At 63.6% G+C, this 22,442-nt stretch carries 19 protein-coding genes and 1 pseudogene; 13 read left to right on the top strand and 7 right to left on the bottom strand.

The annotated features are described in order from the left end of the window. Positions 1-128: 128 nt before the first annotated feature. On the top strand, positions 129-449 hold the full coding sequence (locus tag Q1K49_RS04680) for a YerC/YecD family TrpR-related protein (protein WP_300523360.1): 321 nt from the start codon (positions 129-131) through the stop codon (positions 447-449). Between the two features lie 132 nt (positions 450-581). Here the strand turns inward: Q1K49_RS04680 and Q1K49_RS04675 are convergent, their stop codons facing one another. The 3 genes from Q1K49_RS04675 to Q1K49_RS04665 all read right to left on the bottom strand — a co-directional run bounded on the left by Q1K49_RS04675 (position 582) and on the right by Q1K49_RS04665 (position 3,727). Continuing rightward, positions 582-1,889: a TRAP transporter large permease gene (locus Q1K49_RS04675; RefSeq protein ID WP_213693380.1), complete on the bottom strand. Its 1,308-nt coding sequence runs from the start codon at positions 1,887-1,889 to the stop codon at positions 582-584. 15 nt (positions 1,890-1,904) lie between these two features. Then, the gene (locus tag Q1K49_RS04670; protein ID WP_026368323.1) at positions 1,905-2,375 is read right to left on the bottom strand and encodes a TRAP transporter small permease; all 471 of its coding nucleotides are present in this window, start codon (positions 2,373-2,375) and stop codon (positions 1,905-1,907) included. Positions 2,376-2,653: 278 nt separating this feature from the next. Next, complete coding sequence (locus Q1K49_RS04665) at positions 2,654-3,727, bottom strand: DctP family TRAP transporter solute-binding subunit (protein ID WP_300523354.1); 1,074 nt, start codon at positions 3,725-3,727, stop codon at positions 2,654-2,656. A 723-nt stretch (positions 3,728-4,450) separates the two neighbouring features. Between Q1K49_RS04665 and Q1K49_RS04660 the strand changes: the two genes are divergently transcribed. The 4 genes from Q1K49_RS04660 to Q1K49_RS04645 all read left to right on the top strand — a co-directional run bounded on the left by Q1K49_RS04660 (position 4,451) and on the right by Q1K49_RS04645 (position 9,087). Further along, complete coding sequence (locus Q1K49_RS04660) at positions 4,451-5,518, top strand: hypothetical protein (protein WP_300523351.1); 1,068 nt, start codon at positions 4,451-4,453, stop codon at positions 5,516-5,518. A 238-nt stretch (positions 5,519-5,756) separates the two neighbouring features. After that, positions 5,757-6,095 (top strand): STAS domain-containing protein, encoded by a 339-nt coding sequence (locus tag Q1K49_RS04655; protein WP_026368321.1) that lies wholly within the window; start codon positions 5,757-5,759, stop codon positions 6,093-6,095. A 168-nt stretch (positions 6,096-6,263) separates the two neighbouring features. After that, positions 6,264-7,172, top strand: a complete 909-nt coding sequence (locus Q1K49_RS04650; RefSeq protein ID WP_300523347.1) for an ABC transporter substrate-binding protein — start codon at positions 6,264-6,266, stop codon at positions 7,170-7,172. Continuing rightward, the gene (locus tag Q1K49_RS04645; protein ID WP_300523344.1) at positions 7,162-9,087 is read left to right on the top strand and encodes a SpoIIE family protein phosphatase; all 1,926 of its coding nucleotides are present in this window, start codon (positions 7,162-7,164) and stop codon (positions 9,085-9,087) included. Before Q1K49_RS04650 ends, Q1K49_RS04645 begins: the two co-directional genes overlap by 11 nt. Here Q1K49_RS04645 and Q1K49_RS04640 read toward each other — a convergent pair. Further along, positions 9,084-10,007 carry a sensor domain-containing diguanylate cyclase gene (locus Q1K49_RS04640; RefSeq protein ID WP_300523341.1) on the bottom strand — a complete coding sequence of 308 codons (924 nt, stop codon included), beginning with the start codon at positions 10,005-10,007 and terminating at the stop codon, positions 9,084-9,086. The genes Q1K49_RS04645 and Q1K49_RS04640 overlap by 4 nt on opposite strands. Positions 10,008-10,513: 506 nt before the next feature. Between Q1K49_RS04640 and Q1K49_RS04635 the strand changes: the two genes are divergently transcribed. Then, positions 10,514-11,734, top strand: a complete 1,221-nt coding sequence (locus Q1K49_RS04635) for an HD domain-containing phosphohydrolase (RefSeq protein WP_300523338.1) — start codon at positions 10,514-10,516, stop codon at positions 11,732-11,734. Positions 11,735-11,806: 72 nt separating this feature from the next. Here Q1K49_RS04635 and Q1K49_RS04630 read toward each other — a convergent pair whose 3' ends face one another. From Q1K49_RS04630 to larE, 3 genes are all read right to left on the bottom strand, one after another. Beyond that, positions 11,807-12,967, bottom strand: a complete 1,161-nt coding sequence (locus Q1K49_RS04630; protein WP_300523334.1) for an NAD(P)/FAD-dependent oxidoreductase — start codon at positions 12,965-12,967, stop codon at positions 11,807-11,809. Positions 12,968-12,986: 19 nt separating this feature from the next. Then, on the bottom strand, positions 12,987-13,826 hold the full coding sequence (locus Q1K49_RS04625) for a HesA/MoeB/ThiF family protein (RefSeq protein WP_300523330.1): 840 nt from the start codon (positions 13,824-13,826) through the stop codon (positions 12,987-12,989). Between the two features lie 131 nt (positions 13,827-13,957). Further along, positions 13,958-14,848: an ATP-dependent sacrificial sulfur transferase LarE gene (gene larE / locus Q1K49_RS04620; protein ID WP_300523328.1), complete on the bottom strand. Its 891-nt coding sequence runs from the start codon at positions 14,846-14,848 to the stop codon at positions 13,958-13,960. A 390-nt stretch (positions 14,849-15,238) separates the two neighbouring features. Between larE and Q1K49_RS04615 the strand changes: the two genes are divergently transcribed. From Q1K49_RS04615 to Q1K49_RS04590, 7 genes and pseudogenes are all read left to right on the top strand, one after another. Then, positions 15,239-15,718 carry an Rrf2 family transcriptional regulator gene (locus Q1K49_RS04615; RefSeq protein WP_300523326.1) on the top strand — a complete coding sequence of 160 codons (480 nt, stop codon included), beginning with the start codon at positions 15,239-15,241 and terminating at the stop codon, positions 15,716-15,718. Beyond that, positions 15,705-16,526 carry a formate dehydrogenase accessory sulfurtransferase FdhD gene (fdhD, locus tag Q1K49_RS04610; RefSeq protein WP_300523324.1) on the top strand — a complete coding sequence of 274 codons (822 nt, stop codon included), beginning with the start codon at positions 15,705-15,707 and terminating at the stop codon, positions 16,524-16,526. The genes Q1K49_RS04615 and fdhD overlap by 14 nt, the downstream gene beginning before the upstream one ends. Positions 16,527-16,762: 236 nt before the next feature. After that, positions 16,763-17,638, top strand: a complete 876-nt coding sequence (locus tag Q1K49_RS04605; protein WP_300523321.1) for an XdhC family protein — start codon at positions 16,763-16,765, stop codon at positions 17,636-17,638. Positions 17,639-17,705: 67 nt separating this feature from the next. After that, positions 17,706-18,047, top strand: a pseudogene (locus Q1K49_RS14855) (NADH oxidase); the annotation flags it as partial. Next, entirely contained in the window at positions 17,942-19,630 is a 1,689-nt protein-coding gene (locus Q1K49_RS04600; RefSeq protein WP_366146037.1) for an FAD-dependent oxidoreductase, read from the top strand. The pseudogene Q1K49_RS14855 and the gene Q1K49_RS04600, both read left to right, overlap by 106 nt. Before the next feature lie 614 nt (positions 19,631-20,244). Next, positions 20,245-21,831, top strand: a complete 1,587-nt coding sequence (nikA, locus tag Q1K49_RS04595) for a nickel ABC transporter substrate-binding protein (protein ID WP_300523318.1) — start codon at positions 20,245-20,247, stop codon at positions 21,829-21,831. A 29-nt stretch (positions 21,832-21,860) separates the two neighbouring features. Next, a partial coding sequence (locus tag Q1K49_RS04590; RefSeq protein ID WP_300523317.1) for an ABC transporter permease subunit occupies positions 21,861-22,442 on the top strand: 582 nt, incomplete at its 3' end.

Raw genomic sequence — 22,442 nt, 5'->3', positions numbered from 1 at the left:
CTCCGCGATGCGCGGAGGTCGGACGGAAGATGGTTTTTCCGGACGGATGAACGCAACTGCCGGGAGAATGCCGCAACGGGTGCGGCGCTCCGGAATGTAACGGCAGTGGGTATAAAGGAGGAAAAGGCATGTCGATGAAATGGAAGGACAGCTCCACGGATCGTCTCTGCGAGGCGATTCTCCGCCTCAAGACACGGGACGAGATGTACCGCTTTCTCGAGGATGTGGGCACCATCGGCGAGTTGAAGGCGTTGGCCCAGCGGCTCGAGGTGGCCCGCCTCCTTCACGAGGGGCTCAACTACGGGGAGATCTCCCGGGTTTCCGGCGCCAGCTCGGTGACCATCAGCAGAACCAAAAAGGCTCTCGACTACGGGACGGATGGCCTGCTCCACGTGCTGGAACGGCTGAAGGCCCGAAAGGAAGACGCCCCGGAGGTCGAGCAGGCGTAGACGCGGAGAGACTTTCCGAAAGAATCCCCGCAGGATCTTCTCTCCTTTTTGCGGCAAAGACGTGGGGAGGAACGCGCAAAGGGCGCGCTCCTCCCCACGTTGCGTTCGGGCGTCCGGCTGTTGCGGAACGGATCAGGGCGACCCGTAGAGCCCCAGCACCGAGGGAAGCCAGGTGCTCAAGGAGGGGACCAGGGACACCACCGCCAGGGCCAGGACGGAGGCCGCGATGAGCGGAAGGGCCGGAGGCGTGAGTTCCTCCATGGTGAGGCCGCTGATGTTGGCCCCCACGTAGAGGTTCACCGCCACGGGTGGTGTCACCTGTCCGATGGCGAGGTTGATGGTCATGACCACGCCGAACCACACGGGATCCCAGCCGAAGTGGGCGATGATGGGCATGAGGATGGGAAGAAAGACGTAGAAGATGGAGATGGCGTCCAGAAGCATTCCCGCGAAGAGAAGAATGAGGTTGATCATCAGGAGAACCACCAGCGGCGAGGAGGAAACCCCCAGCAGAAGGTTCGCCGCCTTGTCGATGAGTCCCACGGCGGAACCCACCCAGGAGAAGAGCCCCGCGCAGGTCACCACGAGCATGACCACCGCGGTGGAGAGCACCGTGGCGCTCAGGATCTCGTAGAGCGTCCGGAACGTGATGGTCCGGTAGATGAAGACCCCCACGAAAAGCCCGTAGAAGACGGCCACCGAGGCGGCCTCGGTGGGGGTGAAGATCCCCCCGTAGATCCCGCCGAGGATGATGACCGGGGTGAAGAGCCCCCAGAGGGAACGGACGAAGGCCCGCCACAGAGCGGCGGTGGAGGTCCGGGGTTTGCCCCGGTAGTTGCGGCGCCGCGAGATGAGATAGACCGCTCCCATGAGGAAGAGGGCCACCACGATGCCCGGCAGCACGCCCGCCGCGAAGAGCGCCCCCACGGATTGCTGCATGATGTCTCCGTAGACGATGAAGGCGATGCTCGGAGGAATGACGATGGCCAGGCCCGAGGCCACGGAGACCACCGCCGTGGCGAAAGGTTTGTCGTATCCCGCCGCGGCCATGCCGGGAATGAGGATGAGCCCCAGGGCCGCCACCGTGGCGGGGCCGGACCCGCTCACGGCGCCCCAGAAGGTGGCTACCCCCACCGTGGCGAGGGCGAGTCCTCCCGTGGCGGAGCCCACAAGCTCGTCGATGAGGTCGATGATGCGTTCCGCGATGCCCGCCTTCTCCATGATGACCCCGGCGAGGATGAAGAAGGGAATGGCCAGGAGGGGAAACTTGGCGATCCCGGCGAAAAAGTTGTAGGACACCATCTGATACCCCAGGTTCCAGTGCACGCACACCGCGAGGGCCGCACCGCCCAGGCTCACCGCCACGGGAACGCGCAGGAGGAGTGGCGCGAGGAAGAGAAGGAGCATCCAGAAGGCCGGATCGGCGAGAAGTTTGTCCATGGGATGCACCTCTTCCTAGATGTCGCCTGCCCGGAGGGCGGCGGCGCTCTGCTGGAGAATACGCACGATGACGAGGAGCGACAGGACGGGCACCGCCGCAGTGTAGACCACCACGGGAATGCCCAGGGATTCGGTGGTCACCGACAGGGCCAGTTCGTCCAGCACCTCGAGCCGCCCCAGATGGGCCAAAACGGCGAAGAACGCCACGCAGATTCCGGTGGTGGCGAGAAAGAAAATCTTTCGGACCGCGGGGGGAAAGCGGTCGTAGAAGAAGTTCATGCTCAGGTGCGCTCCCTTGCGGAAGGCCAGGGAGGTGCCGAGGAGCACGAGCCAGACGAAGAGATTCACCTCGATCTCCTCGGTGAAGGAGAAGGAGTATTTGATGAAATACCGCGTGACCACGTTGAGAAAGGCCACGGTGGTCATGACGGCGAGAATGATGGAGCCCGCGATTTCCTCGAAATGCGTCCAGAGCGTGCGGATCATGGAGAAACGGTCCTTTCGTGGAGTTTCGAAAGCAGGCGGAGTGCCGCTCCGTCTGGGGCGTGTTTCCGAAAAGAGGAGCGGCTCCTTCTGCCTTTGCAAGCGATCTCGAAAAAAAGGGATGCACCCCGCGACCCTCGAGAGGGCACTTCCTCCCCGAGCGGCGTTTCCGAAAGAGACATATCCAGGGCTTTTCCTTCATCGGCCATCGGCGTCTCTTTCGAGAAAACAAGCACTCTCCGCCGAAGAGGGATCCGCCGGAGAGTGGCTGGTGCATGACCTCACTGCACGGAGGCGATGTCCTCCTGGGCGGCCTTCACCAGCTCCTCGCCGATTTCCCCAGTCCACTTCTCGAAGACCGGCTGCGTCTTCTCGCGGAACGCCGCCATCTGCTCCTCCGAGAGGAACGTCACTTCCATGCCCTTCTCGGTGAGCGCCTTGTAGGGATCCACGATTTCCGGAACCATGCCCATCTCCTGGAGAACCGCGAGGGCGCTGCCGTCGTCCAACCCGACCCGGGCGAGGGCGGTCTGGTATCTGGAGGCGAGGCCGATGCACTCCATCAGGATGGCCTGGTCCTCGGGGGAGAAGCTCTTCCACACGTCGGGATTCACCGCGAAGAGGAGCGGATCGATCACGTAGTGCCACTCCGTGATGTACTTGTGGTAGTCGTAGATCTTGGAGGGAATGAGGATGCCCATGGGGTTCTCCTGCCCGTCCACCACGCCCTGCTGGAATGCCGTGGTCGCCTCGGCCCAGTTCATGTTCACCGGATTGGCCCCGAGGGCCTTGAAAGTGTCGATGTAGATGGGGCTGCCCACGACGCGGATCTTGAGTCCGTCCATATCCGAGGGGGCCGCCACGGGCTTCTTGCTGTTGGTGAGTTCCCGGAAACCGTTCTCTCCCCAGCCGAGGAATTTCACGCCCTTGCTCTCCACCGCGTCGATCATCATCTTGCCCGCCTTGCCCGCCTTGACGGCGTCCATGGCCTTGAAGCGATCCTTTCCGGAGCCGGCGATGAAGAAGGGAAGCGCGGGGAGATTGAGTTCCTTCACCTGGGGCGACCAGTTGATGGTGGACTGGAGGGCGAAGTCGATGGCCCCGTTCCGGAGGAGGAGAAAGGCCGAGGTCTGTTTTCCCGCCGAAAGCTGGGAGCCGAAGTAGGGCTTGATGACGATGCGTCCCTCGGTCTTGTCCTTCACGATGTCCGCGAAGTACTGGGCACCCAGGCCCCACGCGGTGGTGGGACCGGGAACGACGTCCAGCTTGTACTCGTCCTTGTAGGCCGCCGTCGCGGGGACGACCAGTGCCGCCAGGAGCAATGCCGTCAGGAGCAGTGCCATTCCTTTACGCATGCGTTTCCGCCTCCTCGAATCTCTCGTCTCCGAAACGACGCGTTTCTCCTGCTTCCGAAAAGCGTCGCCTCCTCCGATGCCGCGTCTTTCGCCTCGAATTCCCGCTCTCCCGATGCGAATTTCCCCGCATCACCTCCCGAATGCCACAACGCGCCTGCATGAGACAGAAGCGCGAAATCGTCGAATTGAAGAAGCATGGCACCTCCGTGTCATTGGGACAGGGTAGAGGACGCTCCCCCTCCTGTCAACAGGAAAGAGCCCTCGCGAGCAGCCCGCCCTTTCCGGCGAAGAACGCAGAAGAGCCCTCGCGAGCGCCTCGGAAGAAAAGCGGTCCATGAAACGCCGCGCTCGAAATCCCTTGCCCGCCGCCGATGCCTCCCAAAGATGGGTGCATAATCAAATTGAGGTGGATCATCGAGTATTCAAAGTGAAACATAATCATTTGCAGAAAAATATGTTTTTAAATTCATGTTCGAGCGCGACGTTGCCGATAAAAATAACGAGAGGCGAGCGATGTTCTTTCAACATATTCTTTTGGTGTGATGTTGGCGTTGTACCCGTCTCCGGGCTTCCTTTTCTGGCGGCGGGAATTGTCGGGTTTGTCGCCGGGCGTTCTCTGCAGTGCAAGGAGCGCCGTTTTCTCAAGTAATGCATTTTTGCGGATCTTCGAGTTTTCCCGGCTCCGGATCTGTTTGCACCAAAAACGACAAGGAGGTTGTTTTTATGCGCATCGACGGAACGGATTCTTTTCTGTCGCGTCTGTCCGGAAATACCGGACTTTCCTTCGGGAATCTCGACCTGAGGATCGACCGTGCGGGCGGGGGCATTCCCGAGGAGAAGGACATTCTGGAGTTGTCCACGGATACGCTGACGGCGGAAGAGGCGAGGGCGGTCAAGGCAATGGGGGTGGCCTTCTCCAAAATCGATGGGACACTGCGGGCGATGAAGAAGATCTCGGTGCTCGCCGAGGACGAGAGATACACGGAGGAAGAGCGCATGGACCTGCAGATTCGAATGATCGAATTGCAGGCCGATCTTCACCGGGATGTTCACACCATGGGATTGGCGGCATCGGGTCAGACGTACGAATCGACGCTGCCCACCGATGCCGCCCTCTCCATGTTCTCGGAGGGGACCAACAAAGAGGAAGGCACCGTAGGCTATTTCCTCTCGCACAAACCCGGAGAGTTTTTCTTGAGCGAATGGGGTGTCGCGAGTGAATTCAAGGACCTGAGAGTCGTAAGGGTGACGCTGGCTGAGGAGCACATACGGTCAGATGTGGTGTCACATCAGATAACGCTCGTTGCGACGGGAAAGGGAAATGTTCTCGAGAGCAATGCGGACAAGGCGATCAAGCGCCTCACAGAGGCAAAGGAATCCGGCGTGTCCCTGCGGGACATGTCGGAGGATCCGCTGTTTTCTTCGAGCAAAATGTTCCTGGGGGATGCGGAGGCTTCGAAGAAGGTCACGGAAGCCATCGGCAAGGAGATTGCAAGGCTCGCGGATCTGCGCGAAAAAACCTCCGCGTCTGTCGGAGAACTGTTGACGCCGGAGGGGAATGCGTCTTCGACGGGAAAAAGCGCCGTGGCGGGGCTCGACCGCAATATGGAGGACCGGTACCGTATCGCCGGCACCGAGCTAGGGGACATGGTGTTCACCTACGGAGCCGATCTCTCGGACATCAGACTCAAGAACACCACGGGCAGGCTCGGCATGCTCTTCAGTGCGGTGGACACGTTCCTGAAGGACGAAACCTACAGAAACCTCGGCATCGGCAAGTTGCATTTCTGACGGAAGAGGGCGCTCATCGGGGGGGATCCCGTGCGGGGTTTCCCCCGTTTTCGTTGCGGTGAACATCGTTCTCTGTTGTGGGGTGTCCCGCTCCCGGTTCCGAAGGGAAAGCTCGGAACCGCCGGACGGGTTTTGCGGAGAAAAAAGAGGCATCGTGCCGCCGCCGGGGAAATGTGGTACAAAGGAGTGGAGAAGCCCGGGAGGCGAACCGCCCTCCCCATGTCTGGAGGGATCGCTGGTGCAGATATCGATTCGCGAGGAAAAAGGCTACGCGGTGGTTGCCGTGGGCGGAAGGCTCGACGCGCTGACGGCACCGGAGTTCGAGACCCGCGGCGTCGAGTGGCTCCTGGCCGGGCACATCCGCCTCGTGATGGATTTCTCGTCCCTGGAGTACGTGAGCAGCGCGGGGCTGCGGAGCGTCCTCGTGGTGCTCAAGAAGGCCAAGAGTGTCGGCGGTTCGGTGGTGCTCTTCGGCCTTTCCGGGGTGGTGAAGGAGGTTTTCGCCATTTCCGGCTTCGATTCGCTGCTTCCCGTCGCGGAGAACGAGGCCGCCGCCGCGCTCGTGGCGGGCGCGTGAGGGGCGTTTTCCTCCGCGATGGCGGCGGGACGGTTTTTTTCGGGTAGGGCGATTCTCCTCCCGTTTCTTCTGCTCTCGCTGTCGCTCCTGGCGGGAATTTCCCTGAGCGCCTGCGAAGCGGGCTCTCAGGAGCCGGACCCCCGCGCACCGGGACCGGATGCGCTGTCCGTGCGGCTCCTGCTCCAATGGAATCACCAGGCCCAGTTCGCGGGGATCTACATGGCCTTCGAAAAGGGATTCTACCTCCGTCGGGGGCTGGACGTGCGGATTCTCGGAGGCGGGCCCGGAAAGAGCGTGCCCGAGGCGCTCCGCCGGGGTGAGGCGGAGTTCGGTACCATGTTCCTCACCGCGGCGCTGGAGGCGCTGGACAAGGGCACGCCGCTCGTGCACACGGCCCAGATCGTGAACGGCTCCTCCCTGCTTTTGATCGGGCGGGCGAACCGGGGCATCCGAACCCCCGAGGACCTGAGGGGACTTCGGGTCTCTCTCTGGGGCGACGCCTTTCACGGAGCCTATCTGGCCTTTTTCCGCTCCCTCGGGGTGACGGTTCGGGAGGTTCTGCAGAACTGGTCGGTGAACCTCTTTCTCCGGGGTGTCGTGGATGCCTGTGCCGCCATGGACTACAACGAGTACCACATGCTCCTCCAGGCGGGCATGGAGCCGGGCGATCTCTCCCTGTTCCGCCTGGGCGACTACGGCTTCGGCTTTCCCGAGGACGGCCTGTACTGTCTCGCCTCCTACCGGGAGGCGAACCCCAGGGTCTGCCGGGATCTCGCCGAGGCCACCCTCGAAGGATGGCGTTATGCGGCGGCGCACCCCGAGGAGGCCCTGGACGTGGTGATGCGCTATGTCCGGGAGGCCCACGTACCCACCAACCGGGCTCACATGGCGTGGATGTTCCGCAACATTCTTCCGGACATCGTGCCTTCCGAGGGCGCGGAAGTTCCCTGGCGTCCGGGGGTTCTCTCCAGAGAGGATTTTGAGCGGACCCGGGACGTACTGCTCCAGGAGAAGGTTATCCGGAGGAACGTTCCTTACGAAGAGTTTACGGAAGGAGCGTCGCCCCGTGTTCCCTAGGCGGAGCATTGCCGGGCGTCTCGTGCTCCTCCTCGGAGTCGGGGTCGGGTGCATTCTCGCCGCCGTGGTGGGGTACGGCTGGCGCGCCTCCCGGGATCTTCTCGAGGCGGAGACGAAGGAGCGCATTCTCGCCGTCGCCGCCGCCACAGTGGCCCGCATCGACGCCGTGACCTCCGGAGTGGAGAAGGTGGTGCGGGAGACGGCGCTCCTGATGGACCGTTTTCCTCTCACCGCCGAGGAAAAGGCGATGCTTCTGGAGGACAAGCTCCGCCTTCACGGCGAGCTTTTCGGCATGGCTGCGAGCCTGGGGGGCACGGCGCTCCCCGGAACGGTGCCCTACGTGTACCGGGGGCCAGGGGGGCTTGTCCGGACGGATCTGGCGAGCGGCGCCTACCCCATGCAGATCATGGACTGGTACACCATTCCCAGGGAACTGCTCCGTTCCGTCTGGAGCGAGCCCTACTTCGACGAGGGCGGCGGCGACGCCGTCATGGCCACCTATTCCGTTCCCCTGGTGAAGGAGCTTGCCTTTGCGGGGATCGTCACGGGGGACATCTCCCTGGAGTGGCTCACGGAGCTTTTGGGCACCCTTCCACTCGGCAGCGGCTATGCCTTTCTTCTCTCCCGCAACGGCACCTTCATCAGCCATCCCGTCCGGGACTTCATCATGAACGAGACGGTCTTCAGCATTGCCGAGACCCTTGGGGAACCGTCGCTCCGCGAGCTGGGGAAACACATGGTGCGGGGCGGATCCGGCTTCGTTCCTTTCAGGGATTTCTCGAAAAAGGAGAGGGACGCGACACCGTCCCACTGGCTGGCCTTTCTTCCCGTCCCTTCCACCGGGTGGAGTCTGGGCATCGTCCTGGGAAAGGAGGACGTGCTGGCTCCCGTGGCGGCCCTGAGCAGCATCCAGCTCGGCCTCGGCGGTGCGGGATTTCTGCTCATGCTCGGACTGGTGCTCTTCGTGGCCCGGACCATCACGGACCCCCTCAAGCGTCTGGAGGGCATCGCGGGAAAGATCGCCCGGGGTGACCTGGATGTTCCCGTTCCCGATCTCTCCGGCGGAGACGAGGTGGCCTCTCTGGCGGAAAGTTTCGCCCGCATGCAGGCGGATCTCCGGACTTATCTGGCGAAGCTGGCCGCCACCACCGCCGCGAAGGAACGCATCGAGAGTGAACTCCGCATCGCCCACACCATCCAGATGGAACTGGTGCCCAAGACCTTTCCTCCCTTTCCCGACCGGAAGGAGTTCGACATCTTCGCCCTGCTCGACCCCGCCCGGGAGGTGGGGGGCGACTTCTACGACTTCTTCTTTCTCGATGAGACGCACTTCTGCTTCGTCGTGGGGGACGTGTCCGGCAAGGGAATTCCCGCGGCGCTCTTCATGGCGGTGACGCGCACCTTCGTGAAGGCCATCGCGAAAAACGCCTCCGCCCCCGGGGAAATCCTGGCCCGACTGAACGACGCCCTGGCGGAGCAGAACGAGTCGTGCATGTTCGTCACACTCTTCTGTGCCGTGGCGGATCTGTCCACGGGGGAGTGCGCCTTCGCGAACGGGGGGCACAACCTACCCCTTCTGCTCCGGAGGGGAATGGCGCCGGAGCGTCTTCCCCGTCTCGCGGGGTGTCTGTTAGGAGCCATGGAGGGGCGGCATTTCGAGGAAGGACACCTTTGCCTCGGCCGGGGAGACCGTCTGTTTCTCTACACGGACGGCGTCTCCGAGGCCATGAACGAAGCGGGGGCGTTCTATTCGGAGGCGCGTCTCGAAGCGGAGCTTGCCCGGTGTGCGGCCGCAGACGACCGGTTTGCGAATGTCCGTTCGCTCGCCATGGAGATCCGTGCCACGGTGGACCGCTTCGCCGCCGGGGCGGAACAGGCGGACGACGTGACCATCCTGGTCTTCGAGTTCCGCTAGAGAAGGACCACGGAGTTCCGTCCCGCGGTCTTTTTCGCCGTCGTGAGGGCCCTGAAGAGGCGCTCCGTGAGAGGCTCCATCGTGTCCCCGGGAAGGGAGAGGGTAGCGCCGAGGCAGGCTGTGGGATAGACCCACTCGCCTCCCGGCGAGAGGAAGTGGGAGGCCTGGACGAGGACGCGGCAGCGCTCCGCGAGGCGGAGCAGATCCTCTTCGGTGCGCACGTTGGAGAAGAGCAACAGAAACTCCCCCCCTCCCCAGCGTCCGATGAAATCGAAGGAGCGGAGACTTCCCTTCACCGTCCGGGCCGTCACCTGGAGCATCAGGTCCCCCGAGCCTGGGCCGTAACGGTCGTTGACCGCCTCCAGATTGTCCATGCCCAAAAGGGCTGCGCCGAAGAGCCACCCCTTCTCCTGCATTTCATCGAGCTTCGCCAGCAGGGAGATCTCCGAGAGGCGTCGGTTGCCCACGTGCGTCAGATCGTCGGTGAGGGACATGTCGTGGAAGAGCGCCGCCATTTCCATGGCGGTGAGCTTCTCGCTGTTATCGCTGAACACCTCCACAGCCCCCATCACGACTCCCCGTGCGTCGGTGATGGGCGAGACGCGGATGGACACGGGAACCCGATGTCCCTCCTTGTGATGGAGAAAGACGTCCGCCTCGCGCATCTCTCCGTCCAGGAGCGTTTCCGCCAGCGGGCATGCGTTCTCGCAGAGGCATGTTCCCCGGTCGTCCACGTGGACGAGAATGTTGTCCGCGCAGCGGTGTCCCGTAACCTCCGCCGCAGTGTAGCCCGTGAGTTGTTCCGCCGCACGGTTCCAGTAGATGATGATCCGCCGGGTGTCCGTCACGTAGACGCCGTCGTAGAGGCAGTCAAGGGTCTTCTTGTAGAGATCGGTGGTCCGGTACAGTTCGCTCTCCATGCGCCATCCCTCCGTTCCGGGTCGCTCGCCGGGATTCTCGTTCCGACGGGCCGGAACGATGCGAGAGGTTCGGAATTTTTCTTTGCTTCAGCATCATCATAGCGTATTGGAATCCGGAATGGAAGGGGGGGAGCACGCACGCGGCGCGGCTATATGTCGCTACCGCACCTGTGATTGTACTTGTCGGGGCACCGCCACCGGATCAGGGAATGCTCCGCATTTTGGGGGTACCGTCTGTGCGACGGAGAGAACCACCCCGGGAACTCCGGGGGATGGTGACTCGTTTCCTTTCCGGGTGTTCCTCGAAATCATGTCGCCGGGGTTGTACGCTTTTTTTCAAAAAGTGTAAAATCAAAAAATATGATGACGAAGGCGTATCCGGCATCTCCAAAAAACAGGGGGAGAATCGGATCGGAGGGGGCAGGGCGGCGGTCGTGACCCCGTCCGAAGAGCGAGGGGAAGAGTCCGAGGAAGGGGGAGCGTGTCGTTTTCATGCGACGACGGTCATGAAGAAACCGAGAGCCTACATTCGTACCGTACCTGTCGACCAGATCTTCGACCATCCCGAGGCAACCCTGGCCAGTGATCTTGTTGTCGCAGGGGCCGTGCTGCTCTCCTGGGGAACCCGCGTGGAGGAGATCGGTGCCACGGAAAAGCAGCGCCAGAGCATCCTCCGAAAGTTGGAGAATGCGGGAATCCGCGAAGTAAACCTCAAGTTCGGGGTGGAGGAGATGGACACCGAGGAGGTCTCCGCGCTCGTGCAATCTCTGGATGCCACGGTGCGCCTCGTGGACTTCGAGACCAACGAGCGGATTCTCCGCGGGCTTGCGGAGACCTTCGAGGCGCCTCCCGATGAGGGAAAACCTTTTTCCCTGGAGGGACTCCTCGCCGTGGCGGACATGATCGAGGCGGAACTCGCCCGCACCTCCCAGGTGCTCATGTCCCTCAATGAGCCCAGGAACCACGAGGAATATCTCCACGTGCACTCCTTCAACGTATCCCTTCTCGCGGGGTATCTGGCGAGGCGCGTCCAGTCCCTGGACGCGGCTTCCGCCCCCTTTCCCGAGGGGTTCGTTCGGGCCGCCATCGTGGCGGGTCTCTGCTTCGATCTGGGGAAACTGCTGATCCCGAAGGAGATCCTCGGTTCCCCCCGGAAGCTCACTCCCGAGGAATTCTCCCTGGTGCGGCACCACTCGCTGCACAGCGAGGAACTCGCCCGAAGGGCGGGCGTCACGGATCCCCTTGTTCTCTCGGCGATCCGGAGCCACCACGAACAGTTCGACGGCAAGGGCTACCCCGACGGCCTGTCGGGAAAGCAGATTCCCCTTCTCGCGAGCATCGTCCACGTGGCGGACGCCTTCGACGCCCTCACCACGAACCGGATCTACAAGAGTGCCGTTTCCGTGAAGGAGGCCCTGAACATCATCCTCTACTACAGTGGGGAGCATTTCGATCCCGACGTGTGCCGCTGTTTCATCTCCGGTATCGGCTTCTACCCTCCGGGGAGCGTGGTGCGCCTCTCGGACGAGCGGATCGCCACGGTGGTGTCCGCCTCGGAGGGCAATATGCTCCAGCCCAAGGTGTACGTGACCGACGAAAAGGGTGCGCGGGTCCCCCTGGATCTGTCGGGGAGCAAGATCTATATCAAGGAATGTCTTCAGATCGAGCGGAAGAAGGCCTACTCTGCCGCCCTGGAGGCCTATGGGGAGATCTTTCACCAGCTCTGAAGAGCGATCGGGGGCAACGGAATCAGGATTGTGCGGCGTGCCGGAGGATATCCCGGGCACGCCGCGCCTTTTTCATTCCTCCGGGATGAACGGTGCTCCCCAGTGCACGGCCCGGACGAAGGATGCACCGCCGAGCCGGAAGGCGGCGCGAAACAGGGATTTGCCCAGGGGGCCGAGGGGGAGATGCAGCCAGCATTTCGCCCGGGTCGTCCTGGCGAACTCGGCATGCATGCCCGCGAGGGACGTTTCGTAGCGCTCGAGGGGGTTCGCCCGTTCCGTCAGCGCTGCGGCGATGCTTCGGGCGGCGCAGAGCCCCGAGAGATGGGCGTAGAAAACGCCCTCTCCCGTGACGGGGTGAACGAATCCTGCGGCGTCGCCGACGAGGAGCAGGCGCTCCTTTCCGGAAGGAATCTGCAGGGACCCCTTTCGCCGTTCTCCGGCGAGGGGGACGAAGGCGCCCCGGAAGGTGCCCGGTGTTGGCGGCGGCGCGCCGACCCGGCGGAGAAGATCCCGGAGGAGCGCCGGATAGCGGCTCCAGGACGAAGGTTTTCCTTCGCCGCCGAGCCCCGCGAGAAGGCGTGTCCGTCCCGGGAAAAGCCATCCGTAGCCTCCGGGGGGAATGTTCCAGAAAAGGAAGGGGTGGTCCGGCCCTTCGGGCCACGCTGGCCGGGGAATGACCGCCTGGAGGGCGAAGGCGGAGGGACGCCGGTTGTCCTCGGGCAAAACAGCTGCAAGGGGCTTCCTTGAGGGGCCTTGCGTGCCGTCGGCGCCCACGAGAAAGCGTCCCCGGAGGAAACCGCCTCCGGCGAGGCGAACCGTCCCCGAGGAGGGGTCCACGTGCAGCGCCGTCGCTTCCGTGACGACGACGCCGAGGCGGCGGCTCCGCTCCCGGAGAAACGCGTCGTATCGACCCCGATGGACGAAGTGGAGGGGCGGGTCGATGCGCTCCTCGAAGGAGTCGCCGAGCCCGTAGGCGAAGGCGAAGCGCTCCGAAACGGCTTCGAGAAGCCCTTCCGCAGCGAGCGCTGCGGCGGAGAGGTCCAGCTCCTCCGCGAGAAGGCGGAGCGTTTTCGCGGAGAGGCAGCCGCCGCAGAGCTTGTCGCCTCCCGAGAGCCGGCGCTCCGCCAGAATCACGGAAAAGCCGCACGCCGCCAGCGCGGAAGCGCAGGTGCTTCCCGCCGGTCCTCCGCCGAGGACCACCACGTCTGCTTCCCGGAACGCCGCTTCCTCCACGGAAATCCCTCTCTTTCTCTCAGTTCAGGGGCAGGGTCTGCGCCTCCTGGACGCGCAGGTCGAACCAGAGCAGCCGGTGGCGGAGGATTCCCTCCATGCCGAGAAGGACCTTCACGGCTTCCGCTGCTTCAAGGGAGGAAACGAGCGCCGGGGTGAAGGGAGGATTGCCCGTTGTGATCTCCACCCCCTTGTCCGGTGCCTGGTCTCCCCAGAAATCCAGGAGCGTCCGGTCGCCGGGCAGAACGGTTCCCACCTGGCCCCAGAATCCGGCGATGGCGCCGTGCACTGCGGGAATGCCCATCCGGGCGCAGGCGTCGAAGAGGATCCTCCGGGAGCGGTGGTTGTCGAGGCAGTCCACCGCGACGCCGCATCCGTCGAGGAGCGAGGCGGCGTTGTCCGCGTCGAGAAAGCCCGGAAAGGGCGAGACCTCCACGGCGCCATTCACCGCCTTCGTCCGCTCCGCCGCCGCCAGGGCCTTGGCTTTCCCCAGGTCCGCCTCGGTACAGAGGATCTGCCGGTTCAGATTGTTGTCCGAGAAGGTGTCCCCGTCGATGAGGACGAGATGTCCCACCCCTGCCCGGGCAAGGAGTTCCACCACCAGCCCACCCAGGCCGCCGCAGCCCACCACCGCCGCTCGGGAGGCGAGGAGGCGGGCCTGTCCCGCAATGCCCAGCGTCCCCAGGCTCCGCTCGTAGCGCGAGGGAACGAGCCCCTTTTCCAGGGCGGCCCGCTCCACCGCTCCGGGAGCGATCTCTTCCCGGAGGGCGATCTTCCGGCACAGTTCCCAGGGGACGATGTCGAAACCGCCCCTATGCTCCGCGCTCCGCCGGAGTTCTTCGATTCCGTCTTCCAATGCCATCGCGATCTTCTCCTCTCCGAACGACAGGCCCTCCGGCCGGGGTGCTGCCGCGGATCCTCATGTCTCCAGCGTCCGACCGCTCTTTCTGTTCGGCCCCGGACGAGCCCTGTCAAAAAAGCAGGCTCCCCGCCCTACGCGTCCGTACCGCCCCCGGTCGGCGCGGGAGACGGCGCTCCGAGGCCGAGTGCCTCGTTCAGACTCCCCCGGCGGTATCCTCCCAGGTCGAGGACCACGTGGCGGAACCCCAGGGAGGCAAACTCCCGAAGGAGCGCTTCCGTCGCTTCGGCCGTGACGAGACGGGGCATCGCCTCCGGAGAGATCTCGATGCGTGCCGTGTCGTCCATGTCCCGCACCCGGAGGTCCGTTCCGGAAGAGCAGAAGTGCCGAACCGCCGCCTCCGCGGCGCCCACACGGCGCAGCCGCTCTTCCGTCAGGGGGACGCCGTAGGGAATGCGCGAGGCCAGACAGGCCGCCGCGGGCTTGTTCCACGTGGACAGCCCCCACGCTTTCGAGATGGCCCGGATGTCCTCTTTGGTGAACCCGAGTTCCAGCAGGGGAGCGCGGACTCCCGCACTCCCCGGGGTGGGAGCGGCGAGTTCCCTCACCGCCCGGAGTCCCGGGCGGTAGTCCGCGAGATCGTCCGCATTCGAGCCCTCAAGTACCCAGGTAAGGCCCCGCTCCGCCGCCCAGGCGACGAGACGGAGGAAACGAAAGCGTTTGCAGTGGTAGCAGCGTTCCCCGTCGTTCCGGACAAAGGCTGGTTCTTCCAGCTCCGACAGGGGAAGAAAAAAGTGGGGCATGCCGAGCGCCGCCGCGAGGGTGGCGCAGTCCCCTCGCTCCTCCTCGGCGAGCGTGGCGGAAACGGCGGTCACCGCCGCCATTCGGCCCGGCCCGAGGGTGCGGAGAGCCGCCGCGGCAAGAAGCGTGCTGTCCACGCCGCCGGAAAAAGCCACGGCGACGCTTCCGAAGTCGCGCAACAGGGTCGTCAGTGCGTCGAGGCGTTCTTGCTGAAGATCCGTCATGGTTTTCCGTTCGTCCCTTTCATGAGTTTCTCTCGTGCGGTGCCGGATGGAACGTGTTCCAGGAGGTCGCTCCCGTCCGGCGGAATCCGCAGCGCGTCTTTTTGTGGCATCGGAGCGGAGGGCGGATGCTTCCGAACGAAAGAGGTCCCTTCGTCGCTGTCGTTTCCTTCCGGTGGTTTCCTTATCCTCTCTGCGTTGACAGAGGAGGAAGTGCTCTCTATAGTACAGTAATTCTGTCGGAAAACAAACTTTCTTTTGCGAGGCTCTGTCGATATATCGCCGACTGCGGCGGGAGCGTTTTTTCCGTTGATCTCATGATACAGCAGAACTGTACCGGCGCGAAATGCGGTGAAAGGCGTCGGTACGGTTTCGGGAGGGGGAGCGGAGAACATGGGAATGAAACTGTCCACGCGCTCGCGCTACGGCCTTCGGGCCATGCTCGAACTGGCCCTGGCGGAGGGGCGGGTGGTGACCATGGCGAAGGATGTGGCGGAGCGCCAGAACCTGCCCGTTTCGTATCTGGAGCAACTGCTGGCCCAGCTCAAACGGGCCGGACTCATAGCGGCCATCCGGGGAGCGAAAGGGGGGTATTCGCTCTCCCGCCCGGCGGAGGAGATTTCGCTTACGGAGATCATCGAGGCACTCGACGGCCCGCTCGATGTGGCGCCCTGCGAGGACATCGCCTTTTGCCGTTCTTCGCCCGAGGCGTGTGTCCTCAAGAATATTTTTGCCCGGGCGTCGCAAGCCCTGCGTCGGGAGTTCGCCGCGGTCTCCCTTGCGGATTTCGCCAGGGAACAGAGTCTTCGGGAAGAAGCGTGCTCAGGGAACGGGGACGCTCCGGAAAGGAGAAAGAATCGTGACGGTGAATGAGGCGGGGGGGCGGGAGAGGAAGCTCCTGATCTGGCGCTACGACCGGGGGCAGGGGTTCAGCTCCCTCCGGGACACGGTGCTTTCCGAGCGGGAGCTGACGCTTTTCCTCGACGGCGAGGAGCTGACGTCGGGCCTGTTGACCGAGGGGGATGAGGAGCGCTGGGCTCTGGGGCATCTCGCCACGCGGGGTCTCATCGAAAACCGGGAGGACGTGGTTGAAATGCACCTTTCGGAGAAGATCCTTTCCGTCCGGAGAACCAGAGCGCTTCCCGGCGTACGTTCCCGAGAGAAGGTGACGCTCGCGCCTCTGCCCGTGACGTGGCGTCTTTCGGCGGAGACCGTGGCGGCGGCGGTGAAGACGCTTTCCGAGGCGCCGCTCTACCGCTCCACGGGGTGCGTGCACGTAGCGGCGCTTTTTTCGCGAGATGGCGAACGGCTCTCCGTCGCCGAGGACGTGGGGCGGCACAACGCGGTGGACAAGGTCGTGGGATGGGCGGTGGAGAAGGCGCATCCTCTGGAGGCGACTTTTCTCACTGTCTCGGGGCGATTGCCTCGGGACATGGTTCTCAAGGCGGCGCTGGTCCGCATTCCCCTCGTGGCGAGCGTCTCCGCCGCTACGGAGGCGGGCATCGCCACCGCGCAACGGGCGGGAATCACTCTCTGCGGTTTCGTCCGGGGAGGACGCATGAACGTCTATGCCATTCCGGAGCGCTTTGTCGAATGGAACGCCGAAACTCCCCGGAAGGGGCCCTCGGAGGCCGGAGAAGCGGAGGATTTTCCGCACTTTTCGTCCTCGTCGCTCTGCTGAAAACGAAATTCTTCTGTCCCGGTGGATGTTTCCGTCGGAACACGCCCCGGGCGGAAGCTTCAGCCGAGACGGTGCGGTGGAATGTCATCTCCGGCGGGGAGAGGGTTTTCCTTTCCGGAGGAAGAGCTCCGATTTCTCGGTTCGTCTTTTCGGATACGGATTGTCCGCATGCCCGGTGTCGGGAGTAGCTCCCGAACATTGTGCGGCAAGATTCACGAATAAGGAGGCGTTGTGCAATGGATGACGTTCTTTTTCAGATTCTCTCCGAGGCGCTCCATGGAACGGGTGAAGGCGTTCTCTGCACGGTGGTGGAAGAGATCGGTTCCACGCCCCGGAGCATGGGCGCCAAAATGTGGGTGCGTCCCGACGGGAGCATTCTCGGGACCATCGGTGGCGGCATCACGGAGCACCGGGTCGTTACCCGGGCTCTCGCACTCCTGCAGGAGGGGGGCGAGCGAGAACTCTACCGGGAGACCCTGAACGCCACGGAGGCCGCCATGGACGGTGCTGCCTGCGGAGGCAGCGTGGCGGTCTACCTCGAAGTGGTGGGAAGGGAGAACGACGTGCTTGTCTTCGGAGCGGGACACGTGGGAAAAGCCATCGCCCAGTTCGCCTCCCTCGCGGGTTTTCGGGTTACCGTCTGGGACGAACGGGAGGAGTTCGCCAATGCTGACAACATTCCCTGGGGACGGACGCTGGCGTGTCCGCTGAACGAAGTGGAGGCGAGGGGACTTCCCTTCACTTCCCGAACCTACGCGGTGATCGTCACCCGGGGACACTCCCTCGACGCCGAGGTGGTGCGCCTGCTGGACGGCAAGCCTGCGGCCTACGTGGGCATGATCGGCTCCCGGCGGAAGATTGCCTTCGTGCGGAAACGCCTGCTCGAAAGCGGCGTGTCCCGGGAGCATCTCGACCGGATCTACCAGCCCGTGGGGCTCCCCATCAAGGCGGAGACCCCCGAGGAGATCGCCGTGTCCGTTCTGGCGGAGATCATCGCCGTCCGCCGCGGCGCGAACCTCGCGGGGCTCCGTGCCGCTCTGGAACCCCTTCCTCCGGAGGAGTCTTCCGGGCGAGAAGACGGAGCTTCTCCGTCCGGAGAGTGCGCCTCATAGGGGAGCGCCGACCCTTGCGTGCTCTCGACAAGCGGACGGGGAAAATGGCCTGCGATTTTCCAGAGACATGGCGGAGGTGACGCTGCAACAGCTCTTCACGCCGGGCAAGATCGGCGGAGTCTCCTTTCCGAACCGGATCGTCTGTACCTCCATGGTCACCAACTACTGTGACGACGACGGGCGGGCGACGGATCGCTTTGTGGACTACTTCGAGGCGAAGGCCCGGGGCGGTTACGGCCTGATCATGTCCGAGGCCCTCGTGGTCGATCCCGCGGGAAAGGGTTTCGCCAACGAGGCGGGCATCTGGGAGGACGGACAGATCGAGGGGCTTTCCCGGATGACCGCGGCCATTCACAGACACGGGAGCAGGACCTTCGCCCAGCTTCTCCACGCGGGGCGGCAGACCACGTCGCAGACCACCGGAGGCATTCGGCCCTCGGCGCCGTCACCGATTCCCTGTCCCGTGCGCCGGGAGATGCCGCGGGAAGGGACATCGGACGGCTCGTCTCCCGCTTCGGCGATGCCGCGGTCAGGGCGGAACGGGCAGGATTCGACGGCGTGGAGGTCCATGCCGGACACGGCTATCTGGTGGCGGAGTTTCTCTCCAGCTACGCCAACAGGCGAACCGACAGCTACGGAGGCTCCCTGCGCAACCGCCTGCGCTTTCTGGGCGAGATCATCGCGGAAATCCGCGCCAGGACCGGCAGGGGATTTCCCCTGGGAGTCCGCATCTCCGCCGAGGAATACGTTCCCGGAGGGAGAACCATGGAGGACACCCGGGCAATCGCCCTCTTTCTGGAGCGGGAGTGCCGCATCGACTACGTGAACCTCTCCTTCGGCACCTACGGCGACGGCGGGGCCACAGCCCCCATGTATCTCGGCCACGCCTTCCGGGTGCACTACGCGGAAGAACTGAAGAAGACCGTCTCCATTCCGGTCATCACCGTGGGAAGAATCAACGATCCCCTGCTCGCCGAGGCCCTGCTCGTCTCGGGCAAGGCAGATTTCGTCGCCATGACCCGGGCGTCCCTCGCCGATCCGGACCTGCCCCGCAAAGCTCGGGAGGGCGAATGGGAGGACATTCGCCAGTGCATCGGCTGCATGCAGGGATGTCTCGATCTGCTCCAGGCGAACAAGCCCATCCGCTGCCTGGTGAACCCCTCCATCGGCTTCGAGTACGCGGACGACCTTTCGCGGACCTCCGCGCCGAAGAACGTGGCGGTGGTCGGCGGCGGTCCCGCGGGAATCGAGGCGGCCCGGGCGGCGGCCCTGCGGGGGCACCGCGTGACCCTCTTCGAGCACCGTGCCTTTCTCGGCGGCCAGTTCGCCCTGGGGGCCTATCCTCCCGCCAAGGGAGAGTTCGCGAGCTACGCCGCCTGGGCGGCCCAGGCGCTGCAAAAACTGGGAGTCCAGGTCCGCCTGGAGACGAAGGCCGACGTGGACTCCCTACGGGCGCTTTCGCCAGACCTTGTGCTCTGTGCCACCGGAGGCGTGCCGCTCAGACCCTCCATACCGGGCATCGACGGAGACAATGTTGTGCTCGCCCAGGACGTGCTCGCCGGCACCATCTCCGTGGGCGGGAACGTGGTGGTGGCGGGGGGCGGCCTTGTTGGCGCCGAGACCGCCGCGCACCTGGGTTTTCTGGGCAAGCGGGTCACCCTCGTAGAGATGCTCTCCGCCGTCGCCGGAGACGACAGTCCTCCCCGGCGACCTCACCTGATGGGACTCCTCGCGAAATACGGAGTGACCATCCTGACGAACACGAAGATCGTCGGCATCGGGATGGACCGGGTGCTCACCGAGACCTCCGGAGAGGCGAAGAGCCTTCCCGCCGAAACGGTGGTGCTCGCCTTCGGTTCCGCTCCGGACAGCTCCCTCTGCGACGCCCTCCGGACTGCAGGAATCGACGCCGTGGCGGTGGGGGATGCGGTTTCGGTGAGCAATGCTCTGGAGGCCACCCGTTCCGGATACGAAGCGGGACTTCGGATCTGAGGCCGGGTTCGACCGGGTCTGAACCCGGACCCGAACCGGAGGTGCGCGTCGCGGGCTCTCGAAAGGGCGGACCGCATCACCACGTCCTCAAGCCTGGCCGGTTTGGGGAAAAGACCCCGGAAACATCGAAGAGAAACGAAGGAGGAAACGCCGGAGGGGCGAAGGAGAATCTTCCTTCGCCCCTCCGTTTGTCCCGCCCGCGAAAAATCCGGACAGGGCGGTGCCTATGGAGAAGGAAAAACGAGAGAAAAAGAGCAAGGAGAAATTGATCTATGCTGATCTTTTGGGCGTGTCCTCCATGGATTCCGAAATGGATTGACAAGGCGCAGAAGCAAGGTGTATGGTCCGTTGGATAACAACAAAATTGAAAAACGTGTTACTCGTGAAAAAAATAACTTTTCGGATCGACTCCGGACAACTGATTCCGGGAGAATCGATGTCCGCGGAAGAACGGGAAACGGGAGCACGCAGAAGGGCGTGAGGGTGGCAAAGCTGAAGAAGGCAGACGGAAGAACGGAGCGGATGCCGCGGAAGGCAAGGGCGGAAGGGAATGCGGGATCGCTCTCGCGGGCCTGCACGCATGTCCGGGTCGTATCGGAAGAGAAAAAGGAGCGATGACGGTGTACAGGAAAGGATTGTTTTTTCGGATTCTGTTTTTGAGTCTGCTGCTTTTCTGCCTCGCGGGGGTCGCGTCGGCGGAGGAAAAGATCCTCACCTTCTCATGGCACGCCGACGCGGGGGATCTCAATCCTCATCTCTACTCCCCCAACCAGATGTACGCCCAGGCCATGGTCTACGAGCCGCTGGTGCGTTACGGCGACGGTGGAACCGTCGAGCCCTGTCTGGCCGAGAGCTGGGAAATCTCCCCGGACGGAAAGACCTACACGTTCTTCCTGAGAAAGAACGTGCTCTTCTCGGACGGGACGCCCTGGGACGCCGAGGCGGCAAAGAAGAACATCGACGCAGTGCTTGCCAACGGCAAGCGCCACTCCTGGCTCGACATGGTGAACCAGATCGAGAGCGCCGAAGCGGCGGAATCTCACGTCCTCAAGGTTCACCTGAAGAATCCCTACTATCCTCTTCTGCAGGAACTGGCCCTCATCCGCCCCCTGCGTTTTCTCGCTCCCTCGGCCTTTCCCGAGAGCGGCAACACCGCGGAGGGCATGAAGAAGGCCGTCGGAACGGGACCCTGGGTCCTGGCGGAGACGAAGAAGGGGGAGTACGACCTCTTCGTGCGGAACGAACACTACTGGGGTCCCCGGCCCTTCTTCGACAAGATCCTCGTGAAGGTGCTCCCCGATCCGGACAGCCGCGTGGTGGCTCTTGAGACGGGGGAACTGGACCTCATCTTCGGCGGCGGCAGCCAGATCAGCCTGGAGACGTTCCGTCGCCTGGAGGCGCAGAAGCGGTTCGGCACGGGCGTGTCCGGTCCCACCATGGGTACTCTGGCGCTGGCCATCAATTCCGGAAAAGAGCCCACGAAGGATCTCCGGGTTCGCCGGGCGCTGCAGCATGCCATAGACAAAAAGGCCCTGACGGAGGCGGTCTTCCTCGGTGTGCAGCAACAGGCGGACGCCCTGTTCTCTCCCTCCATGCCCTACTGCGACATCCCGCTTCCTCCTTATGCTCATGACCCCGCCAGGGCGGAGGCGCTTCTCGACGAAGCGGGATGGAAAAAGACGGAGGGGAAACCCTATCGCACCAAGGACGGGGTGGAGCTGGCTCTGGAGTTCTGCTTCGTGGGCAACAATGCCCTGGAGAAGGCCATCGGCGAGATCTTCCAGGCGGAACTCCGCAAGGTGGGGGTGAAGGTGACCCTCCTGGGCGAGGAGCCCGACTCGTTCTACAAGCGCCAGAAGGACGGGGAGTTCCATCTCATCGTCAACGAGACCTGGGGCGCTCCCTACGAGCCGCATTCCATGGTGAGTTCCATGCGCACGCCCTCTCATGCGGACTACCAGGCCCAGTCGGGGCTTCCCATGAAAGCCGAACTGGATGCGAAGATCACCAGGGTGCTCGTTTCCACGGACGAGACGGAGCGGCGGGAGCTGTACCGGGAGATTCTCACCACGCTGCACGAACAGGCGGTGTATCTTCCCCTCACCTACATGACGCTGGTTACCGTCTACCGGAAAGACCTGAAGGGCGTGGCGTTCACCCCCATGGACAACGTGATCCCCTTCGAGAAGATGTCCCGCTGAGGCGGGCGCAGGCCTGCGGGGTTTTCGGAATGCTACGGTTCGTACTTCGAAGAATAGCGGTTCTTCTGCCCATTCTGTTTCTCGTTTCGGTGGCGGTCTTCTTGGTTCTCCGCAGTGCAAAGGGGGATCCCGCCATGGCCTATCTGCGCCTGTCCCAGATTCCTCCCACGGAGGAAGCCCTGGTCGAGGCCCGGCACATGCTGGGTCTCGACCGCTCCTTTCCCGTGCAGTATTTCACCTGGCTGGGAAAGGCGCTTCGCCTCGACTTCGGCAGGTCCTACGTGACGGGGAAACCCGTGCTCGACGAAATTCTCTACTATCTCCCCGCCACGCTCCTTCTCACCGGGGTGTCGCTGCTCTTGACCCTCGTGGTGAGCGTCCCCCTGGGCGTGCTGGCGGCGCTCTACAAAGACCGCATACCGGACCAGCTCACCCGGGCGTTCGCCTTCTTCGGCGTCTCCATTCCCAGTTTCTGGCTGGGTTTCCTCCTGGTCTACCTCTTTTCGGTGCGCCTGGGGTGGCTTCCCGCGTTGGGGCGGGGCGGGGCGGCGCACATGATCCTTCCGGCGATCACCCTCTCTCTCCTGTCCATCTCCATCACCATCCCCTTC

The organism is Aminiphilus sp. (assembly GCF_029975095.1).
GTDB lineage: Bacteria > Synergistota > Synergistia > Synergistales > Aminiphilaceae > Aminiphilus.
Note: the sequence above shows the minus strand (reverse complement) of the source record. Positions and strands in the feature narration are given on the sequence as shown.